Genomic DNA, 17,411 nt, shown 5'->3' on the forward strand with positions numbered 1-17,411 from the left:
AGCACCATGCAACCGACCCGCAGCCCCGACGTCAAGCCGACCGTCAACGAAACGCTGACCGTCCACCTGGACCACGCGGCCATCATGACGACCCAACTGGACGCCGCGGTGGATTTTTATACCCGATTTATTGGCCTGCATTTGCGGGTTATTGAAGAAGATCCCATCCGTAAAGGCCGTCGCCGGGCACTGTTGACCGATGCCAACGGCCGCGAAGTACTGGAACTCATTGAAATGCCCGAGCTAAGCCATCCCACTATTCCGGGCCGAGGAGGCATCCATCATCTGGGATTCCGCCTACCCCCCACCGACTGGCACGCCTTGCGGGCTCGGCTGGACGCAGCAGGCTACCCCTACCAGGAAGTGCATCAACGTCTGTTCGTGCGCGACGCAGACGGTCTGGTACTGGAGATTGAACCGCTTCGCTGAGCTTATCGTCCCCGCCGACGCTTCCGTCGTCGTCCTCCTTTCTTCTGGCCGCGCACGCGCAGCACGTCGGCCAGTTCGTTGGTGTCGTCCGGGCGCAGCGCCACCCCATGCGCGGCCAGCAACTGGCCGCATTGTTCAATAGCGGCCACCAGGCCATCGACGGGACGGCCTTCGCGAATCCCCTTCCGAATTCGATCTACAACTTCTGCCCACGCCTCTGGTCCTACTCGTTGGTTGATCCCTGTATCACCAATTACTTCCACCCAGTGCTCAAAAAGCGAGACAAAAATCAGAATACCCGTGCGATCTCGCGTGTTGAACACTTCTTCCTCGACAAACGCCTGTAATGCCCGCAAATGTACCTGTTCAGCCATCCGCGCCTCGCTTACCAGCCAACGCTGCACGGGCGCCACGTACGCCGCCAGCAAACCGCCCACTATACCCGCCAGAGACGTAAGCAACGCAACTCCCCACCCTGTATGCAGCCATGTCAGTCCCCAGCCCTGGTAGATAAAGTCAAACACCAGAGCCACCACCAGCACCGGGAACATCAACAGTAGCGCTCCCTTCCATACCGCCTCAGGATACGTACCGCTACGCGGCACAATCACCGGAACGATCTCGCCTGCCGTCTGCTGTTCAGCGGCGGCAACAGCCTCTTTAACTCGGTTCAGCTCTTCTTCCGTAAAAAGCAGGTTCATGGTGTCGCATCGGTAGTTTGCAAGCGACGAATCAACTGCAAAATTGTATCAGCCTGGGCATAAAGGGGAGAACGCGGACCAACCAGCCGCTGCACCTTTTCAAACTGGGCGCGCGCCTCCTCAAGCCGGTTGATCTGCAGCAACATGATGCCCAGGTTAAAATTTGCCTGGATGTGGGTAGAATCTTGCGCCAGCACGAGCCGCGTCTGGCGCACCGCCTCCATCGGATTGTCCGGGTCATAAAGATAGGCAATGGCCATATCGGCCCGCACGTCCAGGTTGTCTGGTTCTTTGTCAAGCACGCGCTGATAAGCTGCTATAACGCGACGGGCCAGCGCCGTTTTAGCCGGTCCATCGACCATTTCCATCCAATCATAGAACAGATTGCCTGCCCGTCGCCAGGCCTCTGGTGTATCCAGACGACGCGCGATCTCTTCCTGAATAAGCGCTGCGCGATCAGGGCGACCAATCCCGATCAGCAGGTTCACCAGGGCCTGCTGTTTTTCCAGCCGGGCCGTCCCCTCCAACCGGGCAATCTCCGCTTCCAACGCCGCCACCTGATCCGCCACAGCCGCAGGAATGGGTCCAGGTTCTGGAAGAGGAAGCGTCGCCGGCTGGGTAGCAGCTCCGGCCGGCGGCAGCCCGCCGCGTCCCCCACTGACCAGGGTAATCAGGTATAAAGCACCCACCAGCAACACCCCTCCCACTACAATGAAAACCACATGCACTGGCCGCAATGTCGCCGCTCTCCCGGACGCTTTTGCGGCGGAAGCTGCTGCCGGAGCAGCAGGGCGCTCATGAGGAGCCAGCGGCCGCACGCCCGGCAAGGTCGCTCCACACTGGTTGCAATAACGAGCCCCCGCCGGGTTGGCATGTCCGCATGCCTGGCAAACCAGCACGGCCGGATCCTGCCGCACCGACATGCCACACAGATCACAAACCACAGCCCCTTCCTTCAGACGGGCACCACAGGCCGGACAAACAGCAGTTGTTTTGGACATAATTACTGGTTTACAAGCTTACGAATTTCGCACCTGTTTCTGAACGCTACCCGCTTCCGGGAGTTCGGGCAAAAATGTAGACAACACCGTATCTTTTCAGCCAGTCTGTTGCAACCCGACAGATATAAAACAATGCATCCAGACGCACAGACCGTCCGGGTATCTCTGATTGTATTTCTGGCCGTAACGGCTCCCACGTTCGCGCAGACCTCGCCCGACTGGCAGCAGCAGGTGCACTATGAAATGGACATCCGCCTGGATCCCGAACATCATCGCCTGCGTGGCTTTGCGCAGATCGTCTACTATAACCATTCGCCCGACACGCTCTATCACGTCTTTTTTCACCTGTACTTCAATGCGTTTCACCCGCAGTCCATGATGGCCGAGCGCAACCGCCATCTGCCCGATCCAGACCGGCGCGTAGTTCCCAGAATATGGCAGCTTGGTCCAGAAACGCGTGGGTTCCACCGCATTACCCATCTAGCCCAGGAGGGACAACCCCTGGCCTTTCGCATCACCGACACGGTGCTGAAGGCTGAACTGATCCGGCCGCTGGCGCCCGGCGACTCTACTGTCTTTACCCTCCGCTTCCATTCACAAGTCCCTCTCCAGACGCGCCGTAGCGGTCGCGACAACGCCGAAGGCATCGACTTCTCCATGAGCCAGTGGTATCCTAAAATTGCTGCCTACGACGGACGCGGCTGGCATCCCGACCCATATATTGGACGCGAGTTTTACGGTGTCTTCGGCACATTTGACGTTCGCATCACGCTCCCTGCCTGCTACACCATCGCCGCAACCGGCGTGCTGCTCAACGCCGATGAGGTAGGCCATGGGTACGACCACATCACCGATCAGGGCTGGAGTCGTTTCGACCCGCGCGAAGCTGGTCTGCGCTGCACTCCGGGCGACTCCCTCACCTGGCACTTCCGCGCTGAAAACGTCCACGATTTTGCCTGGGCAGCCGATCCGGACTACATCCATGAAACCTGGCGTGACGATAGCCTCGGGGTGGTCTATCACCTGCTTTTCCAGCCCGACGTAGCAGCGCGCTGGCAACCCATGCGGCAGTGGGTGCCCTGGCTCATTCGCTACTTTAGCCGGCGCTTTGGTCGCTACCCTTATCCTCAGTTCACGGTCGTGCAGGCAGGCGACGGCGGCATGGAATATCCCATGATTAACTTCATCACAGGGCGCCGCAGTCCACTTTCTCTGCTGGGCGTAACTGCCCACGAAGCCGCACACGAGTGGTTCTATGGCGTGCTGGCCTCCAATGAAAACGCCTACGCCTGGATGGACGAAGGCTTTACGAGCTGGGCGACCACCGAGGCAGTCGCTCACCTGCTGGGCCAGGAACCCGACCATCGAAACGCCGCGCTCAGCGTCGTGCGGCTCCAACAGATGGGATTGTTCGAACGCCTGAACACCCCCGCGGACTGGTTCGCCTCCAACATAGCCTACAGCATAGCTTCCTATCCCGGAGGCCAGATGCTACTCGACCTGCTGGGCTACGTGATTTCTGATTCGCTACGCGACGCATTCCTACAGGCCTACTTCCGAACCTATGGCCTGCGCCATCCCAACCCCTATGATGTCGAAAAAGTGGCCGAACAGGTCAGTGGCATGCGCCTGGACTGGTTTTTCGAGCAACTGACCAATACCACCTACACGTATGACGATGCCCTGGATGCCGTTACGCAGCGCCCTACCTCAACAGGATGGCAGGTTACGCTGCGGCTTCGCCGCCGAGGCGCTATGTTTCTGCCAGTTGACGTGCGCCTGACGCTTGCCAACGGCACGACGCAGTGGGTGCATATCCCGCTTGGACTGGCGCAGGGCCATAAGCCGGTTCCCGCGAACTGGGTAGTGGCCCGTCCGTGGCTGTGGACGTTTCCCACCTATACCCTGACGCTCACGCTGCCGGCCCGTGTGGTACGCGCCGAACTGGACCCGCTTCAGCGAACGCCCGACCACAACCGCTTGAACAATACCTGGCCTTTTCCTCTTCGGCTGGATTTTCTGCAGCCCCTCGCCTTCGACTGGACCGCCTACAGGGCCTCATGGCGTCCGCTGCTCACCTATGCGTACGATTTTGGAGCTGGCCTGGGATGGCAACTCCGCGGCCGTTACTTTTTCGACCGTCATGAAACCCTGCTGACGCTCAAACTCTGGCCATTGGTGCTGCTGAGCAACGGCCGTCGCCCTGAACGCCCCGGAATTCAAGGCCGCAACGCCTGGTGGACTGGTATCGACTACGTGGTGCGCTACAGCGATCGGCTGGGGCCGCGCACGCGATGGCACGTGCAGCTTGAAAAACATCTGGGCGTCATGGAAAACCGCCTGCTGCTCACGCATACGCTGGGCCGATGGGCGGCATTAGGGCACGACTACGGAAGCATCGAACTGGGCCTTGTCCACCAGTACGTCCCGAGCAACCGCGCCTTTACCTTTGAACGAACGCTCGCCTGGATGCCCCGTAACCATTTAGCCTGGACCCGCCTGGCTTACCGTTTAGAACGGCCACGGCTACACCTGACAGTAGCCCTCGAAATGGGCGAAGGACAGCAAGGCCGGGGCGCCCTGCGGAGCATGGTGGATGTATCCTGGCATCTGACGCGACCCGCCTCTTTCGGCGTGATTCTGCACGGCACGCTCGCACGAGGAAGTGGACAGTTGCCGTTCAGTCGCGTTTTCCGGCTGGGAAGCGCCTCGGTTGAAACAGCCTGGCGGCATGCAGGCTTTCGCACAATCGCCGCCCTCTTTAACAATGCCCGCCGCTCGCTCCATCTGATTCCCTTAGCAGTAGCGGGCCCTGTTGCCTATTGGAGCCCAGAACTTCAGGATCCGCTTCGCCTGCAGGGAAACGTTCTGGTCGCAGGGCGTGTGGTGGCCTACGGCCGCCCGTTTACGCATGCGCTTTTGCGTCCCCTCCGCTTTGAAGGATTCCTGAGCATAGGCCAGACCTGGTTCACCGATCCCGCCCAGGCTCGCGATCGCTACATCTTTGCCTGGAATCGGTTTCTGGCTGATGCTGGCGTAGGCCTCGCCTATAACCTGGACGAACTGCCCGGCCTGACGCGCTGGGCAGCTCAGTCCGAGCTGCTGCAGCATGTACGCGTTCACCTGCGTCTTCCCCTGTGGGTCAGCAATCCTGACCTTATTGGCCAGCGCGACGCCTTGCGGTTCCGCTGGATACTGGGCCTTGAGGTCAAACGCTAGGGCTTCCTATCCTTCAAAAGCTACAGTGGCCATCATTTCCTCAATGGTCGTCTCGCCGGCCAGCACAACCTCGCGAGCGGCCTCCTGCAGCGTCTGCATGCCTTCTTTGATGGCCTGCTCCCGGAGCGCATCCTCGTCGATAGCCTCCCGGGCTGCTACGATCATATGGCGGATGGCGCGCGAGAACCAGAGCGTTTCGGTAATGGCCCGTCGGCCCTTGTAACCAACCCCTTTGCAGACCGGACACCGCGGGCTGTGGCCGGCTTTGTAAAAAGTAGTCCGGGCTATCTGCTCCTCTGTAAAACCAAGCCGCGCCAGCAACACGGGATCAGGGTCGGGATCGGGCACCCGGCATTGGGGACAGACTTTTCGGATCAGGCGCTGCGCCACCACCAGGTTAATCGCATAGGCAATCAAAAACGGCTCAATCCCCATCTTGTAGAGCCGGCTCACCGCACTGGGCGCATCGTTCGTGTGCAGCGTCGAAAACGTCAAATGCCCCGTGTTGGCCAGCTTGATGGCCAGCTCGGCCGTCTGCCGGTCGCGCATCTCGCCTACCATGACAATGTCGGGGTCGTGCCGCAAAATGGCGCGCAGCGCATCCTCCAGCCCCAGCTTATGGCTGAGTTTGATCTGACGCACGCCCGGAATGATGTATTCAACCGGGTCTTCAACCGTCAACACATTCTTGCGCGGGCTGACGACCTGGTGGAGGGCGGCGTAGAGGGTGGTGCTTTTACCGCTGCCGGTAGGACCGGTAACGATCACCATCCCATAGGGCTGGCGAATTGCCCATTCAAAACGCTCTAAAGCCCGATCGGAAAGTCCCAGCAGGCGCAAATCCTTGATGACCTTGCGATCGTCCAGCACGCGAATGACAATCGACTCCGCTCGCACGTCAAAGCTGGCCGTTGCAATAGGCAGTACGGAGACGCGGAAGCGGATCAGGTGGTCGTCGATCCAGCGCTGAATAAAACCATCCTGGGCTTTCTCTCGCTCAAAGCGATCCACGCCTCCCGCTTTGTCTTTCACTACAGCTAAAAAAGCTTCCGGGTGCACCTTGTCCTCAACATGCCAGCAGTGCAGTTCTCCATCTAACCGGAAGTGAATTTCTACCTTCCGCTCGTGGTTCGGGAAGATGTGGATGTCTGAGGCGCCCTGGCGGACGGCTTCGACCAGCGTTGCTTCAAAGAGATTGATGAGCTTGGAGCGATTGATCTCGGCTTCCAGCGACTCCTCATCAATCAACCCGCCCTCTTCTTCATAGCTCATGCCCAGGTCCAGTGCCTCGCCCTCCTGCTGCACGCGCTCCAGATATTCGTTGCGATGAGGAAAGGCCTCTTCATAGATCTGATCGATCGTTGAAGCGGGCGCATAGCGCAATTCAAAGCGATCCAGCCCTAAACGGGCAAGCTTCCGGTGCAAATCCGGACGCGTTGGATCGTGCGTGGCCAGCACCCAGCGCATAACGTTCCGTTCAGGATCCATTTCCTGCCCGATGGGCAACACCCGCTCGCGTCGCATCCAGCGCCACTGATCCTGGGTAAAGCGTTGTTTTTGCTCTCGGATAAAACGCATTACCTGATCGCGCTGGAGCTGGGCCGTTTTAAAACCATAAACTTCGGCAGCCGTAGCGTAGACGACCTCCGGATTGATTTCTTCAAGATCTGCCAGCACGCGCCATAACGCCCGCCTTCCGCCTTCCTGCTGCTGACGCCACCGTTCCCAGGCCCTGCGCACCTGTTCTTCCCGAACCAGCTCCTGGAACAGGAGCATGATCACCACGGGATCGCTTAGATCCAGAGGCGAAAATTCCTCAGAAGCTGCTCCATTCTCTGAGATAGAGGATGCAGATGCCGACTTGGGACGAGGCCGTTCTTCCGACATGGGGCTGACTGGTTATCACTTGGCGAATCGGTCCTGGTCATAAGAATCGGCCATTCCCCTCCTTTCTATAGCCCCATTTCAGTGTCCTTTGCCCGCCTTCATATCAATGAACGAGACTGTCCGCCGTCCACATTAATGCAGGCGCCTGTTACCCAGCGGGCCCGCTCCGACACAAGAAACGTCACCACGTCGGCTACTTCTTCCACGGTGCCAAACCGTCCCATGGGAATGTTCTGCGCAATAAATTGACGCGTGCCCTCCGGATCTTCCTGCAAACGCCGATCCCAGCTTCCTCCAGGGAAACGAATGGAACCAGGCGCGACGGTGTTGACCCGAATGTTGTAGGGCGCCAGTTCCAGCGCCAGGATCTTAGCAGCGCTTATTAGCGCCGACTTAGTGCTGTTGTAGATAGACAGTCCGGGACCGCCTGCTTCGCGCCCGAAGATTGACGCGATAAATACAATAGCGCCTCCGCCAAGCGCCCTCATCACCGGAATTGCAGCCCGGGCGCATCGAAGATGCGCCCGCAGATTGAGTTCAATCAACGCCGACCAGTCGGCCTCCGAAGTCTCTTCAAAGTAGCCACGTCGGTTACCACCGGCATTACCCACGAGAATATCTACCCGCCCAAACTGCTCGCGAGCCGCTTGCACCAGACGTTCTCCTGCTTCTGGATGCGTTACATCCAGCGTTAAGGTAACAACCTCAGCACCCTGCGCCCGAAGCATGTTGGCTGTAGCTTCCAGGTCCTCAGCCCCTCGAGCGCAGAGCACCAGCCGGCACCCTTCCGCTGCCAGACTTCGCGCGATTCCCTGCCCAATGCCGCGACTTGCTCCGGTTACAATCGCTACTTTTTCGCGTAAACCCAGATCCATCGTTCCAGCCGCTTGCGTTCCTGTCGAAGCTACTGCATATTTTCTCCGGTTCGCAAGCAAACACCCCCAGCTATAATGGACACTCCCTCCACACCCGCTGACGTTCCGCTTTCTTTTGAAGAGGCGCTGGCGCGCCTGAAGCAGATCGTAGAGCATCTGGAAGGCGACCAGTTAGACCTGGAAGCCTCCATTCTGGCCTACGAAGAAGGCCTCAAGTTAGCGCGTTACTGCCTGGAGCAGCTCCGAACAGCCGAACTGCGCATTCAGCAACTCTCCCTTAACGACGACGTCAACCTGGAAAATGCCGAGTGATCTCCCTGTACAGGTTAGCGTTAAATAGTGCTGTTTGCAAGCCGAAGGTAACGCCAACCATGCAGTTGTTTGCAGCATTCCCCGATGAAGCCCGCCTGTGGATCTTTGCTGCCAGTCGATCGCTATCGCCAACGGAAACGCAGACGCTGCTTGCCTCCCTTCAACCCTTTTTAGCAAGCTGGCAGGCTCACGGCCTGCCAGTGCACGGCCAAGCAGCAATGCTGCACCAGCGCTTTCTGCTGTTGGCCGGTTACGTACCGAACGGTGAGATTTCCGGATGCAGCATTGATGCAGCCACACGAGCCGTCAACGCAGCCGGGCAGGCCCTGGGTATTACCTGGCTGTCCCCCCTCGTTATCTTCTACCGAGACGCGGAAGGTACCGTGCAGCATGCTACCCGCGCCCAATTTCGCCGCCTGATTGCGGCGGGACAGGTTACCGCAGCAACGCCGGTGTTCGATCTGTCGCTGACGACCGTGGGAGAACTGCGCCGCGGAGCCTTCGAGAAACCGGCTGGCCAGAGCTGGCATGCCCGTGTTTTTTCGCTGACGCCCCAGCCATGAAGCCCCATGTCTTCGCTCAACCGTTTCTTTGAGCGCCTGCTACACTGGATCGTCCATGCAGAGGCAGAGCGGCGTGAGATTCTGCTGGGCTCGCTGCTGCTGGTATTCATCATGCTGGGCGGTACCATGGGGTACCGCATTATTGAAGGGTGGACATGGATCGAGGCCTTCTACATGACCTTCATCACGCTCACGACCATTGGCTTTTCAGAGGTTCGTCCCCTGTCGGAGGCTGGTCGACTTTTTACCGTACTTGTCGCGCTGGCAGGCATTGGTACGGTCGCTTTTATTGCGACCCGTATGGTACAGTTTATTCTGAGCAATACCGCCCTCCGCGATCGCTATCTTCGTCGAAAACTCAGAGCCATGCATGACCACTTTATTGTTTGCGGCTACGGACGCGTTGGGAAGCGGATTGTGGAAGACCTGCTGCAGGCAGGCCGACCGGTTGTCGTCATTGAGCGCGCTGCTGAAGAGCTGGAAGAACTGCGCGCAGCCCACCTGGTCTTTGTGGCAGGCGATGCCGAGGAGGAAGAAACGCTTCGTCAGGCAGGCATCGACCGGGCACGCGCCCTCATCCTGGCGCTAGCAGACGACAGCGCGAACGTGTTTGTTACCCTTCTGGCCCGCGAACTGAATCCCAACGTTTTCATTCTGGCGCGCACAAATGATCACAAAAATATGCGCAAACTGCTGCGCGCTGGCGCCAATAAAGTGATCGCTCCCAGTGAGGTTGGGGCCGATCGCATGGCTCAGGTTGTGTTGCGTCCGCATGTTGATGCGTTTATGGAACGAGTTCTGGGAACCGGAGCGCTGGGACTCCAGATGGAAGAAATTCGGATTGAAGCGGGCGCGCCCCTGGCCGGCAAAACGCTGGCCGAAAGTAACTTTCGCCAGCGCTACAACGCAATCGTAGTGGCCATCGTCGACGGCCAGACAGGAGCTATTCGGTATAATCCTGGAGCAGACGCTCGCCTGCAGGCCGATGACATTTTGATTGTGCTGGGCATCCCGGAAGCCATTGAAAAGTTGCAAACCGAGGGATGCCGCGCCCCATGAAAGGGAACTGAAGCCATTGCACCTGCTTTGTTCAGGAATTGGCAAGAAAAAACATGCTGAAGTTTACTATGTATCGCGGTATACTGGGACTGCTGTTGCTGGCGCTGGCTTTGCAGCCGCAGATGATATGGGCCCAGGACTACATCAATCAGACGGCTCTGGAAGATATTCTGGAGCACCAGAACGAGGACCTCGATGCGATTCCCGAGGTGCAGTATCACTACTATATCTTGCACCATAGCTCAGGCAACAACGTACTGGCCCGCAATACGCTCTACAAGGTGCTGGGCGATGGAGACCTCGCGCTCGGAAAAAAACGCGCGCGTCTGGTAGAGCTACTGAACCGCGTGCTTATCCGCAACCTGAAAATTGGCGACACGCTGGTTATTCCGAACCAGTTTGACCTGGATTTCCGGGCCTATTCGCCGTTTCCGCGCTACTATCCAGGCGGTCGCGACTTTGACAAATTGTTCATTATGGACAAATCGATCCAGGCTTTCGGCGCCTACGAATACGGAAAACTGGTCCGCTGGGGCGTTATCAACACCGGTGCTCCAGAAAACCCCACGCCAAACGGTCGTTTCAACTTCAACTGGAAAGAAGAATACCGCATTTCATCTCTGAGCCCTCCAGGCGAACCCTGGGAGATGTACTGGGTCTTTAACTTCCATGATGCCCGTGGCATTCACGTCCACCAGTATCCAATGCCAACGGGCGGGCCGGCCAGTCACGGCTGCGTGCGGCTCATTGATGCCGACGCCCGATGGGTCTTCTACTGGGCAGATCCCTGGCAAACCACAGCAGGGGGCACCGGAATTGAATCGCGGAAGGGTAAAATTATCAAACAGGGCACGACGGTTCTCGTCATCGGCGAAGATCCTGTAGGCCGTCCTCGCCCTTTTCTTTTTAAGAAACGGTACCCCGTACTGAAACGCGTGGAGCTGCCGGCGCATCCTTACGACGTGCCTCCGGGAACGCCGCAGCAGGAGTTCTTTGATCGGCTGCGGGAAACGCGTGCGGGAACCTCACGCTGAAGGCTCAGCAATAGTGCCCGATGATCCAGATAATTCCTACGATCAACAGATACCATCCGGCCAGCAACAGGTAAAAACGTAACCGTCCCCACTTAGGCCGAACCGACGGTAGCCATAGCAGATAGAACGCTCGCATCGGTTTACCCGGATTACAGAGCTCCTGCACTCTGGAAGTGCGAAAACCATTCCCAACCCTCAGATAGGCTTTCCAAGCAGCAATGCGGCTCGTTAGTGCACAGGGCGAAAGAGACGGTTCCAGCGAATCCGATGCTGCTCAGGATCCCAGGAAAGGTAAATGAGCAGGGCTTTCCCTACGATGTGATCGGCAGGAACGAGCCCCCAGGCCCGACTGTCAAGCGAGTTATCGCGGTTATCTCCCATAACAAAGTAATAATCCTGGCGGATCACGCAGGAGCGACCAGGCCGGCCATTGATCAGGAACGTACCGTCAGGCCGGGGATAGATCTGGTATCCTTCAAAACGTAGAAGGAGCTCCCGATAGAAAGGCCACGTACGGAGCGTCAGGTAGAGCGTATCGCCACGTCCAGGAATATAGACAGGCCCCCAGCCCTCCTCTCGACGAGCTTTCTGCGCGGCTGCTCCTTGCAATAATGCCGCGGCGGAGTAGGGCCGAAGCGTATCGACTTCAGCAAAGCCGGCAATATGGCGAGCAACCGCTACCGTCGCGTCAAAAAACAGGAGCCCCGCCCGATAAGCCGAACGCGAAACGTTGCGGGCCCCCATCGCTTGCAGCGAATCGAGCGAAAGCTGGGCGCCCGGGCGCAGTTGGAGCATCCAGCGCCGTTGCACCAGATCAGGATCGGGAAAGGGGCGACCGTTCACATAGACCACTTTGTCCTGAATCCAGAGCGTGTCGCCTGGCAGCCCGACCACCCGCTTGATGTAATGCGTCTTGCGGTCAATGGGACCTGTCTCGACCGGGTAATTGAAGACGACCACATCGCCGCGCCGAATCCCTGTCAGTCCGGGCAGGCGGAGATAGGGCAGCTCAACGCCGGGGACATACCACGCCGTAAAGGGCAATCCTAGTGACATGGGCATGCGAGGGCCGTAGTGGAGCTTGGAGACCAGTACAAAGTCTCCTACAAGCAACGTCTGCTCCATAGAAGGCGAAGGAATGCGATAGGCTTCCAGCACAAAAATGCGAATGAGCAGAGCGAGCGCCACGGCCAATCCCAGCGCGGCCAGCCAGTCCCGCATGCGCTGCCACCATGGGACAGGCCGTGCGGACGCGCCGTCTGTTTGCACCTCCGAGACCTTCCTTTCCTGCCCCCCCCTCACGGCCCGTCAGCGAATCGGTTTGAAGAGTCGGTTCAGGCGCGGCAGGTGGTGCCGGCTATCCCATGAGAAATAGATAAAGAGGGCTTTTCCGACCACATGATCCATGGGCACGAATCCCCAGAAACGGCTGTCCTCCGAATTGTCTCGGTTGTCGCCCATGACAAAGTAATAATCCTGGCGGAAGGTGTAGGTGGCCGTTGGACGGCCATCAATCAAAAACGTACCATCCTGCTGGCGACCGGTTGTATGTCCCTCGTAGCGCCGGATTACGGGCTCCACAATGGGCCAGTTTTCCTCTGTTAGCGTAATGGTCTGTCCACGGGCAGGAATAACCACCGGACCATAATTATCCGGCGAGTAGCCCATGCCGGGCGGATACATCAAGTCATTGTAGGTACTTCCCCGAGGAATGACCAGGGGTTCCACGCGTTCGACATAGGGCCACTGCGCAATAGCTTCTGCCGCCTCGGGTGTAGCCATGACCAGCACCTGGCGCGGATCAGGCGTTGGCTGCACCTCTTCAATGCCCAGTTCAGCCAGACGCACTTCTGGAAGCATAATGCGTGGATCGCTTTTGATCACCCGCCAGTACTGCTGCATGGTAGGGCGAAGCGGCTGGGGCTCACCGTTGACATAGACCACTTTGTCCTGAATCCAGAGCGTGTCGCCTGGCAACCCGACCACCCGCTTGATGTAATGCGTCTTGCGGTCAACCGGTAGATCCTCCTCTGGCGGATAGTTAAACACAATTATATCCCCTCGCTGAATCTCCGTAAATCCAGGCAAGCGCGTGTGCGGCAGCGTAACGCCCTTCAGATAGATTTTGGTAAAGGGGATACCGAGAGAGATGGGCGTGCGCACCCCATAGTGCAGCTTGGAGACAAATAGATAATCCCCTACCAGCAGCGTTTTTTCCATCGACGGCGTGGGGATGCGGAAGAGATCAAACAGAAACGTACGCACAACCAGCATCACCACCAGCGCAAAGCCCAACGCCTCAATCCACTCGCGCAACTTGCTTTTGGAAGGCCGGGCCTGACCATCCGCCGAAGGAGCGGATGCCCCCTTAATCTTACTCCGTGGCTTACGGGTACGCTGTTTTGTGGTCGATTCGGAACGCGTCGCTGCCAAGGCTCGGTGGGGTTTGGTCTGAATAACGTCGGGAAAACGCTACAAAACGCTTCCGGTTCAATGAACGTCTGACAGACGCGGCCGCCCGAGAATTCGGGCAGGCCGCCGAATAGGCGTAAGGAAAAAGTGCTGCCCATCAAAGCCTGTCAGATACCAGGTATCGGTCTCAGGCTGGTAGTAATAATCCACAAACGGGGCCCGTTTTGGATCGTCGATCAACCGTCCCAGCAGTGCCTGACGGATCTGCCAGAGTTGATCACGATAACGCGGCGCACTTGCTACCACCAGACCTCGCTCTAAAGGCCCGTTCACATCCATAATGCGGAACGGGATCGAGTCGTTCAGGACCAGCCAGTACTCGAACTGAATGTACTCATCACGCGGGCGGCGCCGAAAAAGATCGACTTCAGCCAGCGTGCGCGTTGGATTCCCAAAATGCGCCTGCAGGCGAGCCCGAAGCTCCGCAGTCCGGAGCGTGTCCAGCGGCGTCCAGCTATTGCTTCCCAGGTAAGCCCACCCTTCCTGGCCGAATCGTCGCTGAAACCAGCGTTGCTCGAAGCGTCGCACGACCCGCCACCGCGTCAGGGTAAAGCGGGGCCTGCGTGGCTGTCGGGAGGAGTCCTGCCTTAGCAGACGACTCAGGGCCGGGTAGCGCTGGTAGAGCGTAACGGGCAATAGCTCCGGTGGACGCGGTGGCAACAGGGTGGTCCATTTGGCCGCCTGCTGTTTGAGCCAGGCTGCCCGATAGGTCCACACAAGCGCCCGTTGCGCCTGAATGCGCTGCAGGAGATGGTCTATTTCCTGTTCCTGGGCTGCCGCAACGCCTACCAGCAGCAAGCCAAGCAGCCTGCCGCCCCATCCCACGCCGTAGCCTATCAGGCTTTTCATTGTCCTAGTCTCCCACCGAAAGCACGGCCAGAAACGCTTCCTGAGGCACCTCTACCCGTCCTACCTGTTTCATGCGCTTTTTCCCCTCCTTCTGGCGTTCCAGCAACTTACGCTTACGCGTTACGTCGCCGCCGTAGCATTTGGCGGTTACGTCCTTGCGAAGTGCCTTGATTGTCTCGCGCGCAATGACCCGCGAGCCAATGGCTGCCTGAATCGCCACGTCAAATAGCTGCCGTGGAATCAGCTCCCGAAGCTTTTGCGTCAGTTTTCGTCCCACTTCGTAGGCTTTGCTCCGGTGCACAATGGTTGAAAGCGCATCAACCGGTTCACCGTTGATCAAAATATCGAGGCGCACCAGATCGCTGGGCCGATAGTCCAGCATTTCGTAGTCGAACGACGCATATCCTCGGCTGACGCTTTTAAGCTTGTCATAAAAGTCGAAGACAATCTCTGCCAGAGGAAGTTCATACTGCAGATTGACGCGCGTGCGATCCAGGTAGACCTGGTTACGATAGATCCCCCGCCGGTCCTGGCAAAGCTGCATCAAGGGACCAATGTACTCGGTCGGAGTAATGATGTCGGCCCGCACGTAGGGTTCGCGAATTTCGGCAATCTTACCGGCTTCTGGCATTTTGCTGGGGTTATCCACCGTAATCACCTCGCCGGAGCGAAGCACTACCTGATATTCGACGTTGGGCACGGTGGTAATGATGTCCAGTCCGAACTCACGCTCCAGACGCTCCTGCACGATCTCCATGTGAAGCAATCCCAGAAAGCCGATGCGAAAGCCAAAGCCCAGCGCGGCCGAGGTCTCGGGTGAGAATGTCAGCGAAGCATCATTCAATTGCAACTTTTCCAGGGAAGCCCGCAGGTCTTCGTACTGATCGGGGTTTGTGGGGAAGACCCCGCTGAAGACCATCGGTTTGACCTGCCGGAACCCGGGAATGGGTTCACGAGCGGGACGGCGCGCCTGGGTTATCGTATCGCCCACGCGCGCAGAGCGAATGTCTTTGATCGAGCCGATCACATATCCTACTTCACCGGCCCGCAACATTTCTACTGGCTGGCGTTCCAGCCTCAGAATGCCCACTTCTTCGGCTACATATTCACGGCCGTTCGACATGAACTGGATACGCTCCCCGGTTTTCAACGTACCGTCAAACACGCGCACGTAGACGATTGCCCCCCGGTACGTGTCAAAGACCGAATCAAATACCAGGGCACGCAGCGGAGCTTCCGGATCGCCTTTGGGCGGTGGGATGCGCTGCACAATGCGCTCCAGGAGCTCAGGCACCCCTTCCCCCGTCTTCGCGCTAATGCGCAGGATGTCTTCTGCGGGCTCGCCAATTAACTCTTCAATGGACTGGGCTACTTCGTCGGGCCGCGCATTAGGCAGATCGACTTTATTCAGCACCGGAATGATTTCCAGGTCATGTCCGAGCGCCAGGTACAGGTTGGAGATCGTCTGCGCTTCGATTCCCTGGGAAGCATCCACGACCAGAATAGCGCCTTCGCAGGCCTTGAGCGCTCGCGAGACTTCGTACGTAAAATCGACATGTCCGGGGGTATCGATCAGGTTCAGAATGTACTCCTCCCCATCGCGAGCGTGGTACTTCATGCGAATCGCATGGCTTTTGATGGTGATGCCCCGCTCGCGCTCCAGCTCCATACTGTCGAGCACCTGGTCCTGCAACTCCCGCGCCGAAAGCGTACCGGTCAGCTCCAAGAGCCGATCGGCCAGCGTGCTCTTGCCGTGGTCAATGTGCGCAATAATGCAGAAATTTCGGATCCGATCGCGATACGACGCCATAGCCTACACGACACCACGCAAAGCTCCTGGAATGCAGCGCTGATATACCGCCTGGAATCTCTGGGTTCCGCGCTGCTGCTACGACTCCTCGACCGGCTGTTCCCGGGGGGTCGGTGCGGCCGCTGTCGCCATCTGTCGGCGATGAAACTCCTTTTGAAAGAGCAGCAGCCCTACCACCCCGGCCACAATGGCCATATCGGCTACGTTCCAGATAGGAAACAACGCCACGTAGGCCCCACCGATGAAGGGAATGGATTCTGGCAGATAGCCCCGCCAGATATCAAAGTGAATGAAGTCAACAACGCGCCCGTGAAAGAATCCGGCATAGCCGTAAAGCAGCCCGTAAAACAGCCGATCAATGATGTTGCCCAGCGCGCCGCCCAAAATCACTGCCAGACTGGCGCGGTAAGGGACGTATCCGTCGCGGATGCGATAGAGATACCACGCAATCAACACCGTGGCCACAATCGCCAGGATGGCCACTGTTCCGGGAGGCCCGAACGACAATCCAAAGGCCATACCCGGATTTTCCGTGTAGGTAAGCTTAAGCCAGTCATCCAGCAGGGGGATGGACTCGCCAGGGTACATGGTCTGGACCACCAGCACTTTGGTAAGCTGGTCCACCAGTACCACCAGCAACGTAATCCAGAGTATTCGCATATGGATCAACCCCGCGCCCCTGGAAACGGTTATTTTTTCTGCTTCAGCTTAGCCTCGATAGAGACCTCGGTATGCGGTACCGCCTCCAGACGCTCACGGGGGATTGGCTTGCCGGTCACCTTGCAGATTCCGTAGGTCTTGTTTTTGATGCGCTCGAGCGCCCGGTCCAGATGGCTGATGTACTTTTGCTGGCGCGCGATCATCAAAAAGAGCTTTTCGCGCTCCATTGCGTCGGTGCCGGCATCCGCCATGTGAAAACTGTAGGCCGTATCGGTGCCTCCCTGCTCACGTGCGTCCTCCAATTGCGCCTTCATGCGCTCAATGTCTTCTACAGCCTGCCGGCGCCGCTCCAGAATTAACTGTCGGAAGTACTCCAGTTCTTCATCGGTAAAAGGAGTCCGACGCACGGGCTCCGTCTTTTCTGGTTCCTGCGCCGACGTCTTCTGGTTCGACGTGGCGTTGTGTTCGTGCTTTTCCGCCATAGTACTTGCAGAACTTAACGTTACCACCCCACGCGTGTCTGAAAAAACAAAAGGGCAG

At 58.2% G+C, this 17,411-nt stretch carries 17 protein-coding genes; 6 read left to right on the top strand and 11 right to left on the bottom strand.

What is annotated here, in order from left to right; translation table 11 throughout:
* The first annotated feature begins 6 nt into the window (after positions 1 to 6).
* A complete protein-coding gene (locus tag BUA15_RS01460) occupies positions 7 to 429 on the top strand; it encodes a VOC family protein (protein WP_072714161.1) in 423 nt (140 codons plus the stop codon).
* A gap of 2 nt (positions 430 to 431) precedes the next feature.
* On the opposite strand, the gene BUA15_RS01465 is transcribed toward BUA15_RS01460, so the two are convergent.
* Both BUA15_RS01465 and BUA15_RS01470 read right to left on the bottom strand, forming a co-directional pair.
* Complete coding sequence (locus BUA15_RS01465) at positions 432 to 1,130, bottom strand: TPM domain-containing protein (RefSeq protein ID WP_072714163.1); 699 nt, start codon at positions 1,128 to 1,130, stop codon at positions 432 to 434.
* Positions 1,127 to 2,131 (bottom strand): zinc ribbon domain-containing protein, encoded by a 1,005-nt coding sequence (locus BUA15_RS01470; RefSeq protein ID WP_072714165.1) that lies wholly within the window; start codon positions 2,129 to 2,131, stop codon positions 1,127 to 1,129. Before BUA15_RS01470 ends, BUA15_RS01465 begins: the two co-directional genes overlap by 4 nt.
* 132 nt (positions 2,132 to 2,263) lie before the next feature.
* Between BUA15_RS01470 and BUA15_RS01475 the strand changes: the two genes are divergently transcribed.
* Positions 2,264 to 5,350 carry a M1 family metallopeptidase gene (locus tag BUA15_RS01475; RefSeq protein WP_072714167.1) on the top strand — a complete coding sequence of 1,029 codons (3,087 nt, stop codon included), beginning with the start codon at positions 2,264 to 2,266 and terminating at the stop codon, positions 5,348 to 5,350.
* Positions 5,351 to 5,356: 6 nt separating this feature from the next.
* On the opposite strand, the gene BUA15_RS01480 is transcribed toward BUA15_RS01475, so the two are convergent.
* The gene (locus BUA15_RS01480) at positions 5,357 to 7,237 is read right to left on the bottom strand and encodes a GspE/PulE family protein (RefSeq protein ID WP_084660490.1); all 1,881 of its coding nucleotides are present in this window, start codon (positions 7,235 to 7,237) and stop codon (positions 5,357 to 5,359) included.
* A 98-nt stretch (positions 7,238 to 7,335) separates the two neighbouring features.
* Complete coding sequence (locus tag BUA15_RS01485) at positions 7,336 to 8,112, bottom strand: SDR family NAD(P)-dependent oxidoreductase (RefSeq protein ID WP_072714168.1); 777 nt, start codon at positions 8,110 to 8,112, stop codon at positions 7,336 to 7,338.
* Positions 8,113 to 8,187: 75 nt separating this feature from the next.
* On the opposite strand from BUA15_RS01485, the gene xseB reads away from it, so the two are divergent.
* The 4 genes from xseB to BUA15_RS01505 all read left to right on the top strand — a co-directional run bounded on the left by xseB (position 8,188) and on the right by BUA15_RS01505 (position 11,080).
* Positions 8,188 to 8,424, top strand: coding sequence for an exodeoxyribonuclease VII small subunit (gene xseB / locus BUA15_RS01490; protein ID WP_072714170.1), 237 nt, complete (start codon positions 8,188 to 8,190; stop codon positions 8,422 to 8,424).
* A 59-nt stretch (positions 8,425 to 8,483) separates the two neighbouring features.
* Positions 8,484 to 8,987: a hypothetical protein gene (locus tag BUA15_RS01495; protein WP_072714172.1), complete on the top strand. Its 504-nt coding sequence runs from the start codon at positions 8,484 to 8,486 to the stop codon at positions 8,985 to 8,987.
* A 6-nt stretch (positions 8,988 to 8,993) separates the two neighbouring features.
* Positions 8,994 to 10,046 (top strand): potassium channel family protein, encoded by a 1,053-nt coding sequence (locus BUA15_RS01500; protein WP_084660491.1) that lies wholly within the window; start codon positions 8,994 to 8,996, stop codon positions 10,044 to 10,046.
* Positions 10,047 to 10,114: 68 nt separating this feature from the next.
* Positions 10,115 to 11,080, top strand: coding sequence for a L,D-transpeptidase (locus tag BUA15_RS01505; protein WP_072714575.1), 966 nt, complete (start codon positions 10,115 to 10,117; stop codon positions 11,078 to 11,080).
* Between the two features lie 4 nt (positions 11,081 to 11,084).
* On the opposite strand, the gene BUA15_RS13905 is transcribed toward BUA15_RS01505, so the two are convergent.
* The 7 genes from BUA15_RS13905 to BUA15_RS01535 form a co-directional block, all read right to left on the bottom strand.
* Positions 11,085 to 11,216, bottom strand: coding sequence for a hypothetical protein (locus tag BUA15_RS13905; protein ID WP_262501638.1), 132 nt, complete (start codon positions 11,214 to 11,216; stop codon positions 11,085 to 11,087).
* 92 nt (positions 11,217 to 11,308) lie between these two features.
* Positions 11,309 to 12,301 carry a signal peptidase I gene (lepB, locus tag BUA15_RS01510; RefSeq protein WP_245771877.1) on the bottom strand — a complete coding sequence of 331 codons (993 nt, stop codon included), beginning with the start codon at positions 12,299 to 12,301 and terminating at the stop codon, positions 11,309 to 11,311.
* A gap of 87 nt (positions 12,302 to 12,388) precedes the next feature.
* Positions 12,389 to 13,513: a signal peptidase I gene (lepB, locus tag BUA15_RS01515; protein ID WP_245771878.1), complete on the bottom strand. Its 1,125-nt coding sequence runs from the start codon at positions 13,511 to 13,513 to the stop codon at positions 12,389 to 12,391.
* A gap of 57 nt (positions 13,514 to 13,570) precedes the next feature.
* A complete protein-coding gene (locus tag BUA15_RS01520; RefSeq protein WP_072714178.1) occupies positions 13,571 to 14,401 on the bottom strand; it encodes a hypothetical protein in 831 nt (276 codons plus the stop codon).
* Positions 14,402 to 14,405: 4 nt separating this feature from the next.
* The gene (gene lepA / locus BUA15_RS01525) at positions 14,406 to 16,211 is read right to left on the bottom strand and encodes a translation elongation factor 4 (RefSeq protein WP_072714180.1); all 1,806 of its coding nucleotides are present in this window, start codon (positions 16,209 to 16,211) and stop codon (positions 14,406 to 14,408) included.
* Positions 16,212 to 16,289: 78 nt separating this feature from the next.
* Positions 16,290 to 16,871, bottom strand: a complete 582-nt coding sequence (lspA, locus tag BUA15_RS01530) for a signal peptidase II (RefSeq protein WP_072714182.1) — start codon at positions 16,869 to 16,871, stop codon at positions 16,290 to 16,292.
* 29 nt (positions 16,872 to 16,900) lie between these two features.
* Positions 16,901 to 17,353, bottom strand: coding sequence for a TraR/DksA family transcriptional regulator (locus BUA15_RS01535; protein WP_072714183.1), 453 nt, complete (start codon positions 17,351 to 17,353; stop codon positions 16,901 to 16,903).
* Positions 17,354 to 17,411: the final 58 nt, after the last annotated feature.

The organism is Rhodothermus profundi, from assembly GCF_900142415.1.
In the GTDB taxonomy this organism is placed as follows: Bacteria; Bacteroidota; Rhodothermia; order Rhodothermales; family Rhodothermaceae; genus Rhodothermus; species Rhodothermus profundi.

What these genes read in the sequence shown, in the direction of transcription:
- BUA15_RS01465 (WP_072714163.1), bottom strand. Translation starts at nt 1,130, where the DNA reads ATGAACCTGCTTTTTACGGAAGAAGAGCTGAACCGAGTTAAAGAGGCT.
- lepB (WP_245771877.1), bottom strand. Translation starts at nt 12,301, where the DNA reads ATGCGGGACTGGCTGGCCGCGCTGGGATTGGCCGTGGCGCTCGCTCTG.
- BUA15_RS13905 (WP_262501638.1), bottom strand. Translation starts at nt 11,216, where the DNA reads ATGCGAGCGTTCTATCTGCTATGGCTACCGTCGGTTCGGCCTAAGTGG.
- BUA15_RS01505 (WP_072714575.1), top strand. Translation starts at nt 10,115, where the DNA reads ATGTATCGCGGTATACTGGGACTGCTGTTGCTGGCGCTGGCTTTGCAG.
- BUA15_RS01470 (WP_072714165.1), bottom strand. Translation starts at nt 2,131, where the DNA reads ATGTCCAAAACAACTGCTGTTTGTCCGGCCTGTGGTGCCCGTCTGAAG.
- BUA15_RS01475 (WP_072714167.1), top strand. Translation starts at nt 2,264, where the DNA reads ATGCATCCAGACGCACAGACCGTCCGGGTATCTCTGATTGTATTTCTG.
- BUA15_RS01460 (WP_072714161.1), top strand. Translation starts at nt 7, where the DNA reads ATGCAACCGACCCGCAGCCCCGACGTCAAGCCGACCGTCAACGAAACG.
- BUA15_RS01485 (WP_072714168.1), bottom strand. Translation starts at nt 8,112, where the DNA reads ATGGATCTGGGTTTACGCGAAAAAGTAGCGATTGTAACCGGAGCAAGT.
- BUA15_RS01535 (WP_072714183.1), bottom strand. Translation starts at nt 17,353, where the DNA reads ATGGCGGAAAAGCACGAACACAACGCCACGTCGAACCAGAAGACGTCG.
- BUA15_RS01500 (WP_084660491.1), top strand. Translation starts at nt 8,994, where the DNA reads ATGTCTTCGCTCAACCGTTTCTTTGAGCGCCTGCTACACTGGATCGTC.
- xseB (WP_072714170.1), top strand. Translation starts at nt 8,188, where the DNA reads ATGGACACTCCCTCCACACCCGCTGACGTTCCGCTTTCTTTTGAAGAG.
- lspA (WP_072714182.1), bottom strand. Translation starts at nt 16,871, where the DNA reads ATGCGAATACTCTGGATTACGTTGCTGGTGGTACTGGTGGACCAGCTT.
- lepA (WP_072714180.1), bottom strand. Translation starts at nt 16,211, where the DNA reads ATGGCGTCGTATCGCGATCGGATCCGAAATTTCTGCATTATTGCGCAC.
- BUA15_RS01480 (WP_084660490.1), bottom strand. Translation starts at nt 7,237, where the DNA reads ATGTCGGAAGAACGGCCTCGTCCCAAGTCGGCATCTGCATCCTCTATC.
- BUA15_RS01520 (WP_072714178.1), bottom strand. Translation starts at nt 14,401, where the DNA reads ATGAAAAGCCTGATAGGCTACGGCGTGGGATGGGGCGGCAGGCTGCTT.
- BUA15_RS01495 (WP_072714172.1), top strand. Translation starts at nt 8,484, where the DNA reads ATGCAGTTGTTTGCAGCATTCCCCGATGAAGCCCGCCTGTGGATCTTT.